Annotated in this window: 15 protein-coding genes; all 15 read left to right on the top strand. The window is 64.9% G+C overall.

Features of this window, described 5'->3' with window-relative positions:
* The 15 genes from EI171_RS23160 to EI171_RS23230 all read left to right on the top strand — a co-directional run bounded on the left by EI171_RS23160 (window position 1) and on the right by EI171_RS23230 (window position 16681).
* A complete protein-coding gene (locus tag EI171_RS23160) occupies window positions 1-1197 on the top strand; it encodes an NADH-quinone oxidoreductase subunit D (RefSeq protein WP_011087682.1) in 1197 nt (398 codons plus the stop codon).
* Window positions 1197-2189, top strand: coding sequence for an FkbM family methyltransferase (locus tag EI171_RS23165; protein ID WP_161534771.1), 993 nt, complete (start codon window positions 1197-1199; stop codon window positions 2187-2189). The genes EI171_RS23160 and EI171_RS23165 overlap by 1 nt, the downstream gene beginning before the upstream one ends.
* Window positions 2190-2199: 10 nt before the next feature.
* Complete coding sequence (gene nuoE / locus EI171_RS23170) at window positions 2200-2811, top strand: NADH-quinone oxidoreductase subunit NuoE (protein ID WP_140980588.1); 612 nt, start codon at window positions 2200-2202, stop codon at window positions 2809-2811.
* The gene (locus EI171_RS23175) at window positions 2811-3017 is read left to right on the top strand and encodes a hypothetical protein (RefSeq protein ID WP_011087679.1); all 207 of its coding nucleotides are present in this window, start codon (window positions 2811-2813) and stop codon (window positions 3015-3017) included. Before nuoE ends, EI171_RS23175 begins: the two co-directional genes overlap by 1 nt.
* 15 nt (window positions 3018-3032) lie before the next feature.
* Window positions 3033-4358 carry an NADH-quinone oxidoreductase subunit NuoF gene (gene nuoF / locus EI171_RS23180; RefSeq protein ID WP_011087678.1) on the top strand — a complete coding sequence of 442 codons (1326 nt, stop codon included), beginning with the start codon at window positions 3033-3035 and terminating at the stop codon, window positions 4356-4358.
* 5 nt (window positions 4359-4363) lie between these two features.
* Window positions 4364-6439, top strand: a complete 2076-nt coding sequence (gene nuoG, locus EI171_RS23185; RefSeq protein WP_161534772.1) for an NADH-quinone oxidoreductase subunit NuoG — start codon at window positions 4364-4366, stop codon at window positions 6437-6439.
* 10 nt (window positions 6440-6449) lie between these two features.
* Window positions 6450-7517: an NADH-quinone oxidoreductase subunit NuoH gene (nuoH, locus tag EI171_RS23190; protein ID WP_074076914.1), complete on the top strand. Its 1068-nt coding sequence runs from the start codon at window positions 6450-6452 to the stop codon at window positions 7515-7517.
* A 14-nt stretch (window positions 7518-7531) separates the two neighbouring features.
* Window positions 7532-8020, top strand: coding sequence for an NADH-quinone oxidoreductase subunit NuoI (nuoI, locus tag EI171_RS23195; RefSeq protein ID WP_026232873.1), 489 nt, complete (start codon window positions 7532-7534; stop codon window positions 8018-8020).
* A gap of 137 nt (window positions 8021-8157) precedes the next feature.
* On the top strand, window positions 8158-8796 hold the full coding sequence (locus EI171_RS23200) for an NADH-quinone oxidoreductase subunit J (protein WP_060912423.1): 639 nt from the start codon (window positions 8158-8160) through the stop codon (window positions 8794-8796).
* The gene (gene nuoK, locus EI171_RS23205) at window positions 8793-9101 is read left to right on the top strand and encodes an NADH-quinone oxidoreductase subunit NuoK (RefSeq protein ID WP_008547737.1); all 309 of its coding nucleotides are present in this window, start codon (window positions 8793-8795) and stop codon (window positions 9099-9101) included. Before EI171_RS23200 ends, nuoK begins: the two co-directional genes overlap by 4 nt.
* A 61-nt stretch (window positions 9102-9162) precedes the next feature.
* Window positions 9163-11235, top strand: a complete 2073-nt coding sequence (gene nuoL / locus EI171_RS23210) for an NADH-quinone oxidoreductase subunit L (protein WP_161534773.1) — start codon at window positions 9163-9165, stop codon at window positions 11233-11235.
* A complete protein-coding gene (locus EI171_RS23215; protein WP_028171717.1) occupies window positions 11236-12744 on the top strand; it encodes an NADH-quinone oxidoreductase subunit M in 1509 nt (502 codons plus the stop codon).
* 22 nt (window positions 12745-12766) lie between these two features.
* A complete protein-coding gene (nuoN, locus tag EI171_RS23220) occupies window positions 12767-14203 on the top strand; it encodes an NADH-quinone oxidoreductase subunit NuoN (RefSeq protein ID WP_011087671.1) in 1437 nt (478 codons plus the stop codon).
* A gap of 1 nt (window position 14204) precedes the next feature.
* The gene (locus EI171_RS23225) at window positions 14205-15011 is read left to right on the top strand and encodes a biotin--[acetyl-CoA-carboxylase] ligase (RefSeq protein ID WP_011087670.1); all 807 of its coding nucleotides are present in this window, start codon (window positions 14205-14207) and stop codon (window positions 15009-15011) included.
* Window positions 15011-16681, top strand: coding sequence for a ribonuclease J (locus EI171_RS23230; protein ID WP_028171719.1), 1671 nt, complete (start codon window positions 15011-15013; stop codon window positions 16679-16681). Before EI171_RS23225 ends, EI171_RS23230 begins: the two co-directional genes overlap by 1 nt.
* The last annotated feature ends 47 nt before the right edge of the window (window positions 16682-16728 follow it).

Genomic DNA, 16728 nt, shown 5'->3' on the forward strand with positions numbered 1-16728 from the left:
ATGAACGAGCAACCTGAAAATCTCCGCAACTTCACCATCAACTTTGGGCCGCAGCATCCGGCGGCCCACGGTGTGTTGCGACTCGTGCTCGAATTGGACGGCGAAATCGTCGCGCGCGTCGACCCGCATATCGGCCTGCTTCACCGCGGCACCGAGAAGCTGATCGAGCAGAAGACCTATCTCCAGGCGATCCCGTATTTCGACCGCCTCGATTACGTCGCGCCGATGAACCAGGAGCACGCCTTCTGCCTCGCCGCGGAAAAGCTGCTCGGCATCGAGGTGCCGCGCCGCGGCCAGCTGATCCGCGTGCTCTATTGCGAGATCGGCCGCATCCTGTCGCATCTGCTCAACGTCACCACGCAGGCGATGGACGTCGGCGCGCTGACCCCGCCGCTGTGGGGTTTCGAAGAGCGCGAGAAGCTGATGGTGTTCTACGAGCGCGCCTCGGGCAGCCGCATGCATGCGGCCTTCTTCCGCGTCGGCGGCGTGCATCAGGACCTGCCGCAGAAGCTGGTCGACGACATCGAGGCCTGGTGCGATCCGTTCCTCAAGGTAGTGGACGACCTCGACCGCCTGCTCACCGCCAACCGCATCTTCAAGCAGCGCAATGTCGATATCGGCGTGGTGCCGCTCAAGGAAGCCTGGGAGTGGGGTTTCTCGGGCGTGATGGTGCGCGGCTCCGGCGCGGCCTGGGACCTGCGCAAGTCGCAGCCCTATGAGTGCTACGCCGAGATGGATTTCGACATTCCGATCGGCAAGAACGGCGACTGCTACGACCGCTACCTGATCCGCATGGAAGAGATGCGCCAGTCCGTGCGCATCATGAGGCAGTGCATCCAGAAGCTGAACGCGCCTGAGGGCAAGGGCCCCGTCGTCGTCGAGGACAACAAGGTCGCGCCGCCGCGCCGTGGCGAGATGAAGCGCTCGATGGAAGCGCTGATCCACCACTTCAAGCTCTACACCGAGGGCGTTCACGTGCCGGCCGGCGAGGTCTATGCCGCGGTCGAGGCGCCCAAGGGCGAGTTCGGCGTCTATCTCGTCGCCGACGGCACCAACAAGCCCTACAAGTGCAAGATCCGCGCGCCGGGCTTCGCCCATCTCCAGGCCATGGACCACATCTGCCGCGGCCATCTGCTCGCCGACGTCTCGGCGATCCTGGGTTCGCTCGACATCGTGTTCGGAGAGGTCGATCGGTGATGGCGCAGGCGCCAATCCAGTTTGACCGCGCCTCGGGGGCCCTTGAAGGGGCCAACCTGTGGGAGCGGACGGCTGCCTTGGCGCTGGTGACGGGCTCGAAGATCTCGTCGCACTTCTCGCATATGGGCTATATCGCCTGCGCGAACCTGCTGCGGAAAACGCTGCCCGAGCGCAATATCGCGATCAAGCTCAATCCCGACGCCGTGTTCGAATTCCCGTATGGCGACGGCTATTGGAGCAAGCTGCTCAACCGTTCCTATATCTATGAGGACGAGCTGGAGCTCCTGTTCGCCGACTCCATCGACGTCGACTACACGCTGCTCGATTGCGGCGCCAACTACGGCTACTGGTCGGTGCTGGTGTCGAGCAGGCCGTTCGGCTCGCACAAGGCGATCGCGATCGAGCCGTCGGGCCAGAACTATCCGAAGCTTGCCAACAACGCCCGCATCAACGGTGGCCGCTTCGAAACCATGAAATGCGCGATCGGCGCTGCCCGCGGTACTGCGCGGCTGTCCGGCACGAAGCACGAAGCCTTCAGCATCGCCGGCGATCCGTCGGCGGGTGGCGAGGACGTGCCCGTGATCGCGCTCGACAATCTGATCGACGACGGCAAGGTCGAGGCCAGCGGCAAGTACCTGATCAAGCTCGACGTCGAGGGTGTCGAGATCGAGGCGATCAAGGGCGGCGCCCGGCTGCTTGAGACCGACAGCGTCATCATGTGCGAGGAGCACGGCAGCGACCGCAGCCACGCGGTGTCGCGCTTTATCCTCGAACAGACCCCGCTGACGCTGATCGTGTTCGATCCGCGCAGCAACCGGATGGAGACCGTGAAGGAGCTGTCGATCCTCGACCGCATCAAGGTCTCGACCCACGTCGGCTACAACGTTTTCGGCACCGCAAGCGCATTCTGGCAGGACAGGATCGATGCCCTGAATGCCAAGTCCCTGAATGCCAAGACCCTGAGTGCCAACACCGCGCGCCGCATGCAGTGAGAGATAAGAGATGTCCGTCCGCCGATTAGCACCGAAGGAAGTCCAGCCCGCGAGCTTTGCGTTCACGGAGGAGAACCTTGCGTTCGCCAAGCAGCAGATCGCGAAATATCCGGCCGGGCGCCAGGCCTCCGCGGTCATCGCGATCCTCTGGCGCGCGCAGGAGCAGCACGACGGCTGGGTGTCGGAAGCCGCCATCCGCGTCATCGCCGACATGCTCGACATGCCCTATATCCGCGTGCTCGAGGTCGCGACCTTCTACACGATGTTCCAGCTCGCCCCCGTCGGCAAGAAGGCCCACGTCCAGGTCTGCGGCACCACGCCATGCCGCCTGCGCGGCGCCGAGGAGCTGATCCACGTCTGTGAGCACCGCATCCATCACGAGCCCTTCCATCTCTCCAAGGACGGCAATTTCAGCTGGGAGGAGGTCGAGTGTCTCGGCGCCTGCGTCAATGCACCGATGGTGCTGATCGGCAAGGACACCTATGAGGACCTGACCAAGGAAAGCTTTGGCAAGGTGCTCGACGGCTTTGCCTCCGGCAATCCGCCGAAGCCCGGTCCGCAGAACGGCCGCCAGTTCTCGGCGCCGATCACCGGGCCGACCACGCTGAAGGAGATCACCTGATGCGTGATCTCTCGTCGCCGGCAGTGGAGGGGAGCGGTGCCATGAAGAAGTGGGGCTTCATCGCGATGCATGCCGCCGTGGCGGCCATTTTCATCTTCCTGCTGCAGCGTTTCAGCCTGAACGCGTCGCTGGAATCCAGCCTGCTCTGGGCGCTGACCTTCGCCGTCTGCGCCGCCGGACTTGCCTACAAGCAGTCCAATCGTTGATCGGAAAGCACTGATATGCTCGAGGACAAGGACCGCATCTTCAAGAACCTCTACGGCCTCCATGACTGGGGGCTCGAGGGTGCGCGGCGCCGCGGCGCCTGGGATGGTACGAAGAACATCATCGACAAGGGCCGCGACTGGATCATCAACGAGATGAAGGCCTCGGGCCTGCGCGGCCGCGGCGGCGCCGGCTTCCCGACCGGCCTGAAATGGTCCTTCATGCCGAAGGAATCGACCGACGGCCGGCCGAGCTATCTCGTCGTCAACGCCGACGAATCCGAGCCCGGCACCTGCAAGGATCGCGAGATCATGCGGCACGACCCGCATCTCCTGATCGAGGGCTGCCTGATCGCCAGCTGCGCAATGAACGCGCATGCCTGCTACATCTATGTCCGCGGCGAGTTCATCCGCGAACGCGAGCACCTCCAGGCCGCGATCGACCAGGCCTATGAGGCCAAGCTGGTCGGCAAGGACAATGTCAACGGCTGGCCGTTCGACATCTACGTCGCGCACGGCGCCGGCGCCTATATCTGCGGCGAGGAGACCGCGCTGCTCGAAAGCCTCGAGGGCAAGAAGGGCCAGCCGCGGCTGAAGCCGCCGTTCCCGGCGAATGTCGGCCTGTTCGGCTGCCCGACCACCGTCAACAACGTCGAGTCGATCGCGGTGGCGCCGGATATCCTGCGCCGTGGCGCGGCGTGGTTCGCCGGCATCGGCCGTCCGAACAATGTCGGCACCAAGCTGTTCTGCATCTCCGGCCATGTCGAGCGGCCCTGCAACGTCGAAGAGGCCATGGGCATTCCGTTCCGTGAGCTGATCGAGAAGCATTGCGGCGGCATCCGCGGCGGCTGGGACAACCTCAAGGCCGTGATCCCCGGCGGCTCGTCGGTGCGCATGGTGCCGGCCGAGCAGATCATCGATACGCCGATGGATTTCGACAGCTTGAGCAAGCTGCGCTCGGGTCTCGGCACCGCGGCCGTGATCGTTATGGACAAGTCCACCGATTTGATCCGCGCCATCGCTCGCATCTCGTACTTTTACAAGCACGAGAGCTGCGGCCAGTGCACGCCGTGCCGCGAGGGCACGGGGTGGATGTGGCGCGTCCTGACCCGCATGGCCGAAGGCCGCGCCCACAAGCGCGAGATCGACATGCTGCTGGAGGTCACCAAGCAGGTCGAAGGCCACACCATCTGCGCGCTCGGCGACGCAGCCGCCTGGCCGATCCAGGGCCTGATCGCGCATTTCCGTCATGAGATCGAAGCGCGCATCGACCAGTATTCGCATAAGTCCGACATCGACGATATCGGCGTCCGCGATCCCGTGAACATGGTCGCGGCGGAGTAAGAGACATGACCAAGCTCATCATCGACGGCAAAGAGATCGATGTTCCGGCCGAGTACACGCTGCTTCAGGCGTGCGAGGCGGCTGGCGCCGAGATTCCGCGCTTCTGCTATCACGAGCGGCTGTCGATCGCCGGCAATTGCCGGATGTGCCTCGTCGAAGTGAAGGGCGGCCCGAAGCCGGTCGCGAGCTGCGCCTGGGGCGTGCGCGATTGCCGTCCGGGCCCCAAGGGCGAGCCGCCGGAAATCTCCACCCGTTCGCCGATGGTGAAGAAGGCACGCGAAGGCGTGATGGAATTCCTTCTCATCAACCATCCGCTGGACTGCCCGATCTGCGACCAGGGCGGCGAGTGCGACCTGCAGGACCAGGCGATGGGCTATGGTGTCGACACCAGCCGCTTCGCCGAGAACAAGCGCGCGGTCGAGGACAAATATCTCGGCGCGCTGGTCAAGACCTCGATGAACCGCTGCATCCAGTGCACGCGCTGCGTCCGCTTCTCGGCGGAAGTCGCCGGCGCGCCTGAGATGGGCGCCACCGGCCGCGGCGAGGACATGGAGATCACGACCTATCTCCAGCACGCGCTGACGTCCGAATTGCAGGGTAACCTCGTCGACATCTGCCCGGTCGGCGCGCTGACCTCGAAGCCCTATGCCTTTGCGGCCCGTCCGTGGGAGCTCGGCAAGACGCAGTCGATCGACGTCATGGACGGTGTCGGATCGGCGATCCGCGTCGACACCCGCGGCCGCGAGGTGATGCGCGTGCTGCCGCGCATCAACGAGGCCGTGAACGAGGAGTGGATCTCCGACAAGACCCGGCACGTCGTCGACGGCCTGCGCACCCAGCGCCTCGACCGGCCCTATATCCGCGAAGCCGGCAAGCTGCGCGCGGCGAGCTGGCCCGAGGCCTTTGCCGCGATCGCTGCGAAAGCGGCGCGCAGCGACGGCAAGCGCATCGGCGCGATCGCCGGCGACCTCGCCGGCGTCGAGGAGATGTTCGCGCTGAAGGACCTGCTCGCCAAATACGGCTCGAGCAACCTCGCGGTGCAGGGCGGCGACGCGTTCGATCCGGCGCTCGGTCGCGGCTCCTACATCTTCAATCCGACGCTTGTCGGTGTCGAGCAGGCGGATGCGCTGCTCATCATCGGCGCCAATCCGCGCAAGGAGGCGGCCGTGTTCAACGCCCGCATCCGCAAGCGCTGGCGCTCCGGCGGCTTCAAGGTCGGCGTGATCGGCGCCAAGGCCGACCTGACCTATGACTACGATCATCTCGGCGCAGGCACCGAGACGCTCGGCGAGCTCGCGGCCGGCAAGCACTCCTTCATGGACGTGCTGAAGAACGCCAAGAACCCGATCATCCTGGTCGGCGCGGGCGCAGCCTCGCGTCACGACGGCGCCGCCATTCTGGCCGCCGCCGCCAAGCTCGCGATGGATGTCGGCGCGGTCAAGGACGGCTGGAACGGTTTCGGCGTGCTGCACGAGACCGCCTCGCGCGTCGGCGCGCTCGACATCGGCTTCTCCGCCGCGGCCGGTGGCCTGAACGCCGCGCAGATGACGACCTTCGGCACGCTCGACCTGCTGTTCCTGCTCGGCGCCGACGAGATCAAGGCGCCGGACGGCACCTTCGTCGTCTATATCGGCACCCATGGCGACCGCGGCGCGCACCGCGCCGACGTGATCCTGCCGGCAGCCGCCTACACCGAGAAGTCCGCGATCTACGTCAACACCGAAGGCCGTGTGCAGATGACCGGCCGCGCCGCGTTCCCGCCGGGCGAAGCCCGCGAGGACTGGGCGATCGTCCGCGCGCTGTCGGAAGCGCTCGGCAAGAAGCTGGGCTACGACTCGCTTGCCGCGCTGCGCCAGGCGATCTTCAAGGCGGTGCCGCATCTGATCCGGCTCGACCATATCGAGGCAGGCAGCGCCGACCAGATCAAGAGGCTGGCGGGCAAGGGCGGTTCGCCCGAGAAGGCGCCGTTCAAGCCCCTGGTCGACGACTTCTATTTGACCAACCCAATCGCGCGTGCGTCCGCCGTGATGGCGGAGTGCTCGCGGCTTGCCTCCGGGCAGATGCTGACCGCAGCGGAGTGAGCGTGATCTGATGGAATTCTTCGAAAGCGCATTCTGGACCGGTTTCCTCTGGCCGCTGATCATCATGGTCGCGGAGAGCGTCTTGGTGCTCGTCGTCCTGCTGGTCGCGATCGCCTATATCCTGCTCGCCGACCGCAAGATCTGGGCGGCGGTGCAGATCCGCCGCGGCCCGAACGTGGTCGGCCCCTGGGGCCTGCTGCAGTCCTTCGCCGACCTTCTGAAGTTCGTGCTGAAGGAGCCGATCATCCCGGCAGGCGCCAACAAAGGCGTGTTTCTCCTTGCTCCCTTGGTCTCATGCGTGCTCGCGCTTGCCGCCTGGGCGGTGATCCCGACCAATCTCGGCTGGGTGATCTCCGACATCAATGTCGGCATCCTCTTCATCTTCGCGATCTCGTCGCTGTCGATCTACGGCATCATCATGGCCGGCTGGTCGTCGAACTCGAAGTATCCGTTTCTGGCCGCGCTGCGCTCGGCCGCGCAGATGGTGTCCTACGAGGTCTCGATCGGCTTCGTCATCATCACGGTGCTGCTCTGCGCCGGCACGCTGAACCTGTCGGCCGTGGTCGAAGCGCAGCATGTCCGCGGCCTCGCCAGCCTGATCGGGCTGCCGCAGCTCACCATCCTGAACTGGTACGTCTGGCCGCTGTTCCCGATGTTCGTGGTGTTCTACGTCTCGGCGCTGGCGGAAACCAACCGTCCGCCGTTCGACCTCGTCGAAGCCGAATCCGAGCTCGTCGCCGGCTTCATGGTCGAGTACGGCTCGACGCCGTATTTGCTGTTCATGCTCGGCGAGTACGTCGCGATCGTCACGATGTGCGCGATGGCGACGATCCTGTTCCTCGGAGGCTGGCTGCCGCCGGTGGACCTGCCGCCCTTCAACTGGGTGCCGGGGATCATCTGGTTCTCGCTCAAAGTCTTCTTCATGTTCTTCCTGTTCGCGATGGCGAAGGCGATCGTGCCCCGCTACCGCTACGATCAACTGATGCGCCTCGGCTGGAAGGTGTTCCTGCCGCTGTCGCTGGCGATGGTGATCGTGGTGGCCGGTGTGCTGCACTTCGCCGGCATCGCGCCGAAGTGAGGGCCGTCATGGGTATCAACATCAACGCCACTGCACGCTCGCTTCTGCTGTCGGAATTCGTCTCGGCGTTCTTCCTCGCCATGCGTTATTTCTTCCAGCCGAAGCCGACGCTGAACTATCCGTTCGAGAAGGGCCCGATCTCGCCGCGCTTCCGCGGCGAGCACGCGCTGCGCCGCTATCCCAACGGCGAGGAACGCTGCATCGCCTGCAAGCTGTGCGAGGCCGTGTGCCCGGCCCAGGCCATCACCATCGAGGCCGGTCCGCGCCGCAACGACGGCACCCGCCGCACCGTGCGCTACGACATCGACATGGTGAAGTGCATCTATTGCGGCCTCTGCCAGGAGGCCTGTCCGGTCGACGCCATCGTCGAAGGTCCGAACTTCGAGTTCGCGACCGAGACCCGCGAGGAACTGTTCTATGACAAGGCCAAGCTGCTCGCCAACGGCGACCGCTGGGAACGCGAGATCGCGAAAGCGATCGAGCTCGATGCGCCGTACCGGTGAGATGAGAGCATGATCCTTCCCGCCACCTCCTCGTCATTCCGGGGCGCGCAAAGCGCGAACCCGGAATCTCGCGCCACAACCTCTAGATTCCGGGTTCGCGGGCTTTGCCCGCGCCCCGGAATGACGGGGAATGTCCAATGATCCTTCCCGCGCTGTTCTTCTATCTCTTCGCCGGCGTCTGCGTCGCCTCGGCGGTGATGGTGATTGTCTCGCGCAATCCCGTGCACTCCGTGCTGTACCTGATCCTGGCCTTCGTCAACGCCTCCGGCCTGTTCGTGCTGATGGGCGCCGAGTTCCTCGGCATGATGCTGATCGTCGTCTATGTCGGCGCGGTCGCGGTGCTGTTCCTGTTCGTGATCATGATGCTCGACGTCGACTTCCTCGAGCTGCGCGAGGGCTTCATCGAGTACCTGCCGGTCGGCCTCGTCATCGGCGGCATCTTCCTGTTCGAGCTGCTGCTCACCGTCGGCTTCTGGGTCATCAACCCCGGCGTCTCCAAGACGATCACAGCGGCGATCCCGACCAACGTGTCCAACACCGAGGCGCTCGGCCTCGTGCTCTATACGAAGTACGTCTACTACTTCCAGCTCGCGGGCATGGTGCTGTTGGTCGCCATGATCGGTGCCATCGTGCTGACGCTGCGCCACAAGGCGAGCGTGAAGCGGCAGGACATCAACGTTCAGAACGCGCGCACGCCCGACATGGCGATGGCGATGCGCAAGGTGGCGCCGGGGCAGGGGCTCTCGGATGCCGATGCGGCGGAGTGGGTGAAATGACGATCGGGCTCGGACACTACCTGGCGGTCGGCGCGATCCTGTTCACGCTCGGGATCCTCGGCATCTTCCTGAACCGCAAGAACATCATCGTCATCCTGATGTCGATCGAGCTGATCCTGCTCTCGGTCAACATCAATCTCGTGGCGTTCTCGACCTTCCTCGGCGATATCGTCGGCCAGGTCTTCGCGCTTCTGGTGCTGACGGTCGCTGCTGCTGAAGCCGCGATCGGTCTCGCCATCCTGGTGGTCTATTTCCGCAACCGCGGCTCAATCGCGGTTGAGGACGTCAATCTGATGAAGGGCTGAGCGCATGATCCGGAAAAGTGGACACCGGTTTTCCGACCAGATCATGCGGAAAGAGTAAGTCATGGTTCAGGCAATCGTATTCCTGCCGCTCCTGGGCGCCATCTTGGCCGGCCTGATTGCGCTGTTCGGCGCTCATGCCCGCAACCCCTCAGGCGACGAGGTCGAGCATCACGGCGACCACGGTCACGGCGATGCGCATGCGTCCGCGGCCCATGACGACCATGGCCACGACGATCACGCTCACGATGACCACGGACCGGTCGAGCCTGCAGCGGCGGGCTCGCGCGCGGCGGAGCTGATCACGACGGGACTGCTGTTCGTGTCGGCGGTGCTGTCCTGGATGACGCTGGTCGATGTCGGCTTCATGCACCACGACATGCGGATCCCGCTGTTGCCGTGGATCCTCTCCGGCGACCTCCAGGTCTACTGGACGCTGCGGGTCGACACGCTCACCGCCGTGATGCTGGTGGTGGTGACGACCGTGTCCTCGCTCGTGCACCTCTATTCCATCGGCTATATGGACGAGGATCCGTACCGGCCGCGCTTCTTCGGCTATCTCTCGCTGTTCACCTTCGCCATGCTGATGCTGGTGACGGCGGACAACCTCGTGCAGCTGTTCTTCGGCTGGGAGGGCGTGGGTCTCGCCAGCTACCTGCTGATCGGGTTCTGGTACCAGAAGCCGTCGGCGAACGCCGCCGCCATCAAGGCCTTCGTGGTCAACCGCGTCGGCGACTTCGGCTTCGCACTCGGCATCTTCGCGATCTTCATGCTGGTCGGCTCGACCGATTTCGAGACGATCTTCCACGCCGCGCCCGGCCTCACCGGCAAGACCATCAACTTCCTCGGCTGGCACGCCGATGCGCTGACCCTGACCTGCCTCCTGCTGTTCATGGGCGCGATGGGCAAGTCGGCGCAGTTCCTGCTGCACACCTGGTTGCCGGACGCGATGGAAGGCCCGACCCCGGTCTCCGCGCTGATCCACGCCGCGACCATGGTCACCGCCGGCGTGTTCATGGTGGCACGCCTGTCGCCGCTGTTCGAGCTCGCCCCGAACGCGCAGGCCGTCGTGATGTTCTTCGGCGCCACCACGGCGTTCTTCGCCGCGACCATCGGCCTCGTCCAGAACGACATCAAGCGCATCGTTGCCTACTCGACCTGTTCGCAGCTCGGCTACATGTTCGTGGCGATGGGAGCAGGGGCCTATTCGGTCGGCATGTTCCACCTGTTCACGCACGCCTTCTTCAAGGCACTGCTGTTCTTGGGCTCCGGCTCGGTGATCTACGCGATGCACCACGAGCAGGACATCCGCAATATGGGCGGCCTCTGGAAGAAGATCCCCTACACCTACGCGGTGATGGTGGTCGGCACGCTGGCCCTGACCGGCTTCCCGCTCACTGCCGGCTACTTCTCCAAGGATGCGATCATCGAATCGGCCTACGCCTCGCACAATCCGTTCGCGATCTACGGCTTCCTGATGACGGTCGTCGCCGCCGGCCTGACCTCGTTCTACTCCTGGCGCCTGATCTTCAAGACCTTCCATGGCGAGCCGCATGACGAGCATCACTATGAAGCCGCGCATGAGGCCCCGCTCTGGATCCTGATCCCGATCGGCGTGCTCGCGGTCGGCTCGATCGTCGCGGGCTTCCCGTTCAAGGAGCTGTTCGCCGGTCACGGCGTCGAGGAGTTCTTCCGCGAGTCCGTGAAGATGAACCCGCACATCATCGAGGAGATGCACCACATCCCCGAGACCATCGCCTTGCTGCCGACGGTGATGATGGTGCTGGGCTTCCTGGTCTCGTACCTGTTCTACATCCGCCGGCCGTATCTGCCGGTCGAGCTCGCGAACACGCAGCCGATGCTGTACCAGTTTCTGCTCAACAAATGGTACTTCGACGAGCTGTACGAGGTCATCTTCGTCCGTCCGGCGAAGTGGATCGGCTACCAGCTCTGGAAGAAGGGCGACGGCTTCATCATCGACGGCCTCGGTCCCGACGGCGTCTCGGCCCGCGTGCTGGACGTCACCCGCAACGTCGTGAAGATCCAGACCGGCTATCTCTATCACTATGCATTCGCCATGCTGATCGGCGTCGCCGGCCTGATCACTTGGTTCATGTTCGGCTTTGGAGGCCAGTAAATGACGACCTGGCCCATTCTATCGGTCACCACGTTCCTGCCGCTGGTCGGCGCGCTGATCGTCTATCTCACCCGCGGCGACGACGAGGCGGCGCGGCGCAACTCGCGCTGGATCGCCCTGTGGACCACGCTGATCACCTTCGCTGTGTCGGTGATCCTGGTCATGCGCTTCGATCCTTCGAATGCGGACTTCCAGTTCGTCGAGAAGGCGAACTGGCTCGCCACCGGCATCACCTACCACATGGGCGTGGACGGCATTTCGCTGCCCTTCGTGATCCTGACCACCGCGTTGATGCCGATCTGCATCATCGCGAGCTGGAAATCGGTCACGAGCCGCGTGCGTGAATACATGATGGCGTTCCTGATCCTGGAAACGTTTTTGGTCGGCACCTTCGCCGCGCTCGATCTCGTGCTGTTCTACCTGTTCTTCGAAGGCGGCCTGATCCCGATGTTCCTGATCATCGGCATCTGGGGCGGCCCGCGCCGGGTCTACGCGTCGTTCAAGTTCTTCCTCTACACGCTGCTCGGCTCGGTCCTGATGCTGCTCGCCATCATGGCGCTGTACTGGAACGGCGCCACCACCGACATCCCGACCCTGATGCACACAGCCGTGCCGCGGTCGCTGCAGACCTGGGCGTGGCTCGCCTTCTTCGCATCCTTCGCGGTGAAGATGCCGATGTGGCCGGTGCACACGTGGTTGCCCGATGCGCATGTCGAGGCGCCGACCGCCGGCTCGGTGGTCCTGGCCGCGATCCTCTTGAAGTTGGGCGGCTACGGCTTCCTGCGATTCTCGCTGCCGATGTTCCCCCTCGCGTCGCACGACTTCGCGCCGCTGATCTTCACGCTCTCGGTCATCGCCATCATATACACCTCGCTGGTGGCGCTGATGCAGGAGGACATGAAGAAGCTGATCGCGTACTCTTCAGTGGCGCATATGGGCTTCGTCACCATGGGCATCTTCGCCGGCACCTTGCAGGGCGTCGCCGGTGGCGTGTTCCAGATGATCTCGCACGGCATCGTCTCCGGCGCGCTGTTCCTCTGCGTCGGCATCGTCTACGACCGCATGCACACCCGCGAGATCGCGGCCTATGGCGGCCTCGTCAACCGGATGCCGCTCTACGCGCTGACCTTCATGGTCTTCACCATGGCCAATGTCGGTCTGCCCGGCACGTCCGGCTTCGTCGGCGAGTTCATGACGCTGCTCGGCACCTTCAAGACCTCAATCCCGACCGCGTTCTTCGCTTCGACCGGCGTGATCCTGTCGGCGTGCTACGCGCTCTGGCTCTACCGCAAGGTCGTGTTCGGGACGCTGGTCAAGCCGTCGCTGATGACGATCAAGGATCTCACCTTCCGGGAGTGCCTGACGTTGTTCCCGCTGATCGCGCTGACGATCCTGTTCGGCGTCTATCCGAAGCCGGTGCTCGACATGTCGGAGGCCTCGGTCCAGCAACTCGTCAACAATTACAACACCGCTGTGACGGCCGTGAAGGCCGCCGCACTGCTCCATTGATCGGGCAGGTCAGGATATCGCCATGAGCTTTGAGACTGCAGGTTATCAACTGGCGCCGGTGCTGCCCGAGCTCGTGCTCGCGGTCGGCGCCATGGCGCTTCTGATGCTCGGCGCGTATCGCGGGCAGGAGACCACAAAGACGGTCACGACGCTGGCGATCCTGCTCCTGATCGTGGTCGGCGTGCTCGAATACATGCTGCCCGCGGGCAAGCAGGTGACCTTCGGCGGCAGCTTCATCGTCGACGACTTCGCCCGCTTCATGAAGATCCTGGCCCTGATCGGCTCGGCGGTGACGCTGGTGCTGTCGACCGAGTTCCTGTCCGACCCGTCGCGCCGCATCTTCGAATACGCCATCCTGGTACTGCTCTCGACCCTCGGCATGATGGTGCTGATCTCGGCCGGCGATCTGATCTCGCTCTATCTCGGCCTCGAATTGATGTCGCTGGCGCTCTACGTCGTGGCGAGCTCGAACCGCGACAACGCCAAGTCGACCGAAGCCGGCTTGAAGTACTTCGTGCTCGGCGCGCTGTCCTCGGGCATGCTGCTCTACGGCTCCTCGCTGGTCTATGGCTTCACCGGCACGGTCAGCTTCACCGGCATCGCGGCAACCGCGACGACCGCGAATGTCGGCCTCGTCTTCGGTCTCGTCTTCCTGCTCGCCGGGCTCTGCTTCAAGGTCTCGGCCGTGCCGTTCCACATGTGGACGCCCGACGTCTACGAGGGCGCCCCGACGCCGGTCACCGCCTTCTTCGCCTCGGCGCCGAAGGTGGCCGCGCTCGCCGTCTTCACCCGTGTCACGCTCACCGCTTTCCCGGGCATCGTCTCGCAGTGGCAGCAGATCCTGGTGTTCGTGGCGATCGCCTCGATGGCGCTCGGCTCCTTCGCCGCGATCGGCCAGAGCAACATCAAGCGCCTGATGGCCTATTCCTCGATCGGCCACATGGGCTTTGCCCTGGTCGGCCTTGCCTCCGGCACCGTCGAGGGTGCACAGGGCGTCCTGATGTACATCGTGATCTATGTCGCGATGACGCTCGGCTCGTTCTCGATCATCCTCGCCATGAAGCGCAACGGCCAGGCCGTGGAGCAGATCAGCGATTTCGCCGGTCTCTCGCGTACCAATCCGCTGCTCGCCTTCATGTTCGCGATGCTGCTGTTCTCGCTCGCCGGCATTCCGCCGCTCGCCGGCTTCTTCGCCAAATGGTACGTCTTCGTCGCGGCCATCAAGGCGAACCTGTTCACGCTCGCCGTGATCGGCGTGCTCTCCAGCGTGGTGGGCGCCTACTACTATCTCGCCATCGTCAAGACGATGTATTTCGACGAGCCGGCCGGCCAGGTCGACCCGGTGCGCGTCGAGGTGAAGACGGTGCTGGCGGTCGCGGGCCTGTTCAACATCCTGTTCGCGCTGTTCGCGGGCCCGGTGGTGAGCGTCGCCTCCGCCGCCGCAAAGTCGCTGTTCTAGGATGGGGTTCGCGCTCGGTCCTCGCGCACTCTCGGCGGGCTACAAGCTCGCGGCTTTCGAGCGGACCGGCTCGACCAATACCGAAGCGATCGAGCACGCCAGGGGCGGCGAACCCGGCCCGATGTGGTTCGTCACATCGGAGCAGACCGCCGGCCGCGGCCGGCGCCAGCGCGCCTGGATCGCGCCGCGCGGCAATCTTGCCGCCAGCATCCTCGAAGTCATGACTGTTCCGCCAGCCGTCGCGGCCACGCTCGGCTTTGCGGCGGGGCTCGCGGAGGAGGCGGCCCTCGAGAAGGTGAGCCTGGAGGCCGCGCTGCGCCTCGGCGAGGGCCGTCCCCGCTACGCCCTAAAATGGCCGAACGACGTGCTTGCCGACGGCAAGAAGCTCGTCGGGATCGGGCTCGAGGCCGAAGTCATCGGAGACCGCCTCGCCGTCGTCGTCGGCATCGGCACCAACGTCGTCGCCGCGCCGGAGGGCACGCCGACGCCCGCGGTGTCGCTGGCCGCGCTTGGCGTCCAGATCAGCGCGGAGGAGCTGTTTTCCGCTCTGTCTGATGCCTGGGTCGAGTTCCGCGGCATCTGGGACAATGGCCGCGGCTTTGCCGAGATCCGCAGGCTCTGGTTGGAGCGGGCCGCAGGTCTCGGCGAAAGGGTTGCGATCAACACGGGAACGACGACGCTCGAAGGCATTTTCGACACGATCGACGACGCCGGTTGCCTGATCGTCCGCACTGCTGACGGCCGACGCCTGCCGGTGGCGGCCGGCGAGGTGTTCTTCGGCTCGGCCGCCTCAGTGGGAGCTGCGTGATGGCGAAGCCTGACGAACTGGTCTTTGCGCCGCTCGGCGGCGTCGGCGAGATCGGCATGAACCTGTCGATCTACGGCCTCGGCAACCGCCAGCAGCGCGCCTGGCTCGCGGTCGATCTCGGTGTCTCCTTCGGCGACGAGGAGCATCTGCCGGGCATCGACCTGATCATGCCCGACATCAGCTTCCTGGAGAAGGAACGCAAGAACCTGATGGGCCTGGTGCTGACCCACGCCCATGAGGACCATTTCGGCGCCATCATCGACCTCTGGCCGAAGCTGAAATGCCCGATCTATGCGACCCAGTTCAGCGCCGCGCTGTTCGAGGCCAAATGTGCCGCCGAGCGCAACGCGCCGAAGATCCCGGTGACGGTGGTGCCGTCGGGAGGGCGCGTCGATATCGGCCCGTTCAACGTCGAGTTCATCCCGGTCGCGCATTCGATACCGGAGTCGCACGCGCTGGCCATCCATACCGAAGCCGGCATCGTGCTGCACACCGGCGACTGGAAGATCGACCCGACCCCGATCATCGGCCGCCCGACCGACGAAAAGCGGCTGCGCGAACTGGGCGACGAGGGCGTGCTCGCCCTGATCGGCGATTCCACCAACGCGGTGCGCGACGGCCGCTCGCCTTCCGAAGCCGAGGTTGCCAGGACCATCGCCGGGCTGGTCAAGGCCGCCAAGGGCAGGGTTGCCGTGACGACCTTCGCCTCCAACGTCGCGCGCATCAAGGCGGTGGCGGATGCGGCGCGGGCCGCCGATCGCGAGGTCGTCGTGGTCGGACGCGCCATGGACCGCGTGTCGCAGGTCGCGCGCGAGACCGGCTATCTCGACGGGGTCCAGAACTTCCGCTCGATCGACGTCTACGGCCATCTGCCGCAGGACAAGGTGCTGGCGCTCTGCACCGGTAGCCAGGGCGAGGCCCGCGCGGCGCTGGCGCGCATCGCCAATGACGACCATCCGGAGATCACGCTCAACCGCGGCGACTGCGTGATCTTCTCCTCGCGCACCATTCCCGGCAACGAGAAGGCGGTCGGGTCGATCATCAACAACCTGGTGCTCCAGGGCGTCGAGGTCATCACCGATCGCGACGCCCTGGTCCACGTCTCCGGCCATCCCCGCCGCGACGAGCTGCGCGACATGATCGCCTGGGTGCGTCCGCAGCTCCTGATCCCCGTCCATGGCGAGGCCCTGCACCTGCACGAGCACGCCAAGCTCGCGCGCGCCGCCGGCGTGCCGCGCGTCCTGGTCTGCCGCAACGGCGACCTCGTCAAGCTCGGTCCCGGCGATCCCGGCATCGTCGGCGAGGTGCCCTCGGGGCGTCTCTACAAGGACGGCACGATCCTGGAGGATTCCAAGTCCCGCGCGGTGGTCGAACGCCGCCGCATGGCCTTTTCCGGCTGCGCTTTCGTCGCCATCGCCATGACCGCGCAAGGCGAGCTTGTCGACGAACCCGAGGTCGATCTCGTCGGCGTTCCCGAGAAGAACAGGGCGGGCGAGGCCTTTGACGACCTGGTCTTCGAGGCCGTGATGTCCACGATCGAGGGGCTGCCGAAAGCGCGCCGCCGCGATCCGGACGCGCTGGCCGAGTCGGTGCGACGCGCGGTCCGGGCCGTGATCAACGAACATTGGGGCAAAAAGCCCGCCTGTCTGGTACATGTGCTGACAGTCTGATTGAGGCATGGTCTTTTCGGAAAGGCGCTTCACGCTTTTCCGGATCG

The organism is Bradyrhizobium sp. LCT2 (assembly GCF_009931255.1).
GTDB lineage: Bacteria > Pseudomonadota > Alphaproteobacteria > Rhizobiales > Xanthobacteraceae > Bradyrhizobium > Bradyrhizobium diazoefficiens.

Excerpts from the sequence above, each read along its gene's own strand:
- EI171_RS23160 (WP_011087682.1), top strand. The coding sequence starts at position 1 with ATGAACGAGCAACCTGAAAATCTCCGCAACTTCACCATCAACTTTGGG.
- EI171_RS23165 (WP_161534771.1), top strand. The coding sequence starts at position 1,197 with ATGGCGCAGGCGCCAATCCAGTTTGACCGCGCCTCGGGGGCCCTTGAA.
- nuoE (WP_140980588.1), top strand. The coding sequence starts at position 2,200 with ATGTCCGTCCGCCGATTAGCACCGAAGGAAGTCCAGCCCGCGAGCTTT.
- EI171_RS23175 (WP_011087679.1), top strand. The coding sequence starts at position 2,811 with ATGCGTGATCTCTCGTCGCCGGCAGTGGAGGGGAGCGGTGCCATGAAG.
- nuoF (WP_011087678.1), top strand. The coding sequence starts at position 3,033 with ATGCTCGAGGACAAGGACCGCATCTTCAAGAACCTCTACGGCCTCCAT.
- nuoG (WP_161534772.1), top strand. The coding sequence starts at position 4,364 with ATGACCAAGCTCATCATCGACGGCAAAGAGATCGATGTTCCGGCCGAG.
- nuoH (WP_074076914.1), top strand. The coding sequence starts at position 6,450 with ATGGAATTCTTCGAAAGCGCATTCTGGACCGGTTTCCTCTGGCCGCTG.
- EI171_RS23200 (WP_060912423.1), top strand. The coding sequence starts at position 8,158 with ATGATCCTTCCCGCGCTGTTCTTCTATCTCTTCGCCGGCGTCTGCGTC.
- nuoK (WP_008547737.1), top strand. The coding sequence starts at position 8,793 with ATGACGATCGGGCTCGGACACTACCTGGCGGTCGGCGCGATCCTGTTC.
- nuoL (WP_161534773.1), top strand. The coding sequence starts at position 9,163 with ATGGTTCAGGCAATCGTATTCCTGCCGCTCCTGGGCGCCATCTTGGCC.
- EI171_RS23215 (WP_028171717.1), top strand. The coding sequence starts at position 11,236 with ATGACGACCTGGCCCATTCTATCGGTCACCACGTTCCTGCCGCTGGTC.
- nuoN (WP_011087671.1), top strand. The coding sequence starts at position 12,767 with ATGAGCTTTGAGACTGCAGGTTATCAACTGGCGCCGGTGCTGCCCGAG.
- EI171_RS23225 (WP_011087670.1), top strand. The coding sequence starts at position 14,205 with ATGGGGTTCGCGCTCGGTCCTCGCGCACTCTCGGCGGGCTACAAGCTC.
- EI171_RS23230 (WP_028171719.1), top strand. The coding sequence starts at position 15,011 with ATGGCGAAGCCTGACGAACTGGTCTTTGCGCCGCTCGGCGGCGTCGGC.